Consider the following 1367-nt stretch of genomic DNA (forward strand, 5'->3'; position numbering starts at 1 on the left):
CCGCCGTGCTGGTCGAGCCGGTGGCGGTTGCCGGCTGGACGGTCGGCGGGGCGGCGGTCGGATGCGGTGCGCATCTCGACGCGAAGATCACCCGGGGCACCAACAGCGCGGAGGAGAAGGCCCGCTTCATCGCCGCCGCGCATGCGCTACTCGCCGAGGTGCTGGGGCCGGACCTGCCCCTGGCCACCTACGTCGTGGTGGACGAGGTGCCGGGCGAGGCCTGGGGCTATGCCGGCCTCACGCAGGCGCACCGGGCGGCCGAGCGCCGGGCGGCCTGACCGCCGCTCTCCGCACGGCGGCTAGAGCCGCGCCAGCAACCGCTCGGCCAGCGGGTTCTCGGCCGCGAAGGCGTAGTCGATGCGGCGCACGCTGACCGCCCGCGCCCCGGCCCGCACCAGCGCGTCGGCGAGGTCGAACACCGCGGCCTCGGGGCAGCGCAGCACGATCTCGCCGTCCGGCCCCCGCGGGGCGCCGTAGGGCAACTCGGCCTCGTGCAGCCCCGCGATCGTCGCGAGGTCGATCGCGCCGTCCTCGGGCAGCCCGGCGCGCACCTCGCGGGTGGTGCGGGCGCGCTCCTCGGCGGCGATCCGGCCCATCACGGCCCGGAACGCCGCGCGCTGGCCCTCGCCCCAGGGGGCGTTCAGCGAGGCGACGAGGTTGGCCTCCGAGCGCAGGATGATCCCGTCGTCGAGGATCTTCAGGGCGTTGGCGGCCAGCGTCGCGCCCGTCGTGGTGATGTCCACGACGATCTCGGCCGAGCCCGCGGCCGGTGCGCCCTCGGTGGCGCCCAGGCTCTCCACGATGCGGTAGTCGGCCACCCCCTTCTCGGCGAAGAAGCGGCGGGTCAGGTTCACGTACTTGGTGGCGATGCGCAGGCGCCGCCCGTGGCGGGCGCGCATCTCGGCCGCGACCTCGTCGAGGTCGCTCATCGCGCGGACATCGATCCAGGCCTGGGGCACGGCGACCACCACGGTGGCGTTGCCGAAGCCGAGCGGCGTCAAGAGCTCGACCTGCCCGCGCGCGTCGGGCAGGCTCTCGCGGATCAGGTCCTCGCCGGTGATGCCGAGATGGGCGGCGCCGGAGGCGAGCTGGCTCGCGATCTCGGAGGCCGAGAGGTAGCGCACCTCGACCCCCGGCACGCCGACGAGCTTGCCGCGGTAGTCGCGCGCGCCCGAGCCCTGCGCCAGCTTGAGCCCGGCCCGGCCGAAGAACGCGTTGGCGTTCTCCTGCAGCCGGCCCTTCGAGGGGACGGCCAGGACCAGGGGGTCCGCGAGGGGATCCGCGAGGGGATTCTCGGACAGGTTCACCGGGCCCCTCCCACCACGCGATCGACCCAGAAGGTGCAGCCCACCGCCGGCTGCGGCTCG

Annotated in this window: 2 protein-coding genes; one reads left to right on the top strand and one right to left on the bottom strand. The window is 75.2% G+C overall.

What is annotated here, in order from left to right:
- The coding region (locus AX737_RS17075) for a tautomerase family protein (RefSeq protein WP_197430613.1) at positions 1–278 on the top strand (278 nt) is incomplete at its 5' end.
- A gap of 21 nt (positions 279–299) precedes the next feature.
- Here AX737_RS17075 and hisG read toward each other — a convergent pair.
- Positions 300–1301, bottom strand: coding sequence for an ATP phosphoribosyltransferase (gene hisG / locus AX737_RS17080; RefSeq protein ID WP_066923512.1), 1002 nt, complete (start codon positions 1299–1301; stop codon positions 300–302).
- Between the last annotated feature and the right edge of the window lie 66 nt (positions 1302–1367).

It is taken from the genome of Methylobacterium sp. CCH5-D2, assembly GCF_001556475.1.
Classification (GTDB): domain Bacteria; phylum Pseudomonadota; class Alphaproteobacteria; order Rhizobiales; family Beijerinckiaceae; genus Methylobacterium; species Methylobacterium hispanicum.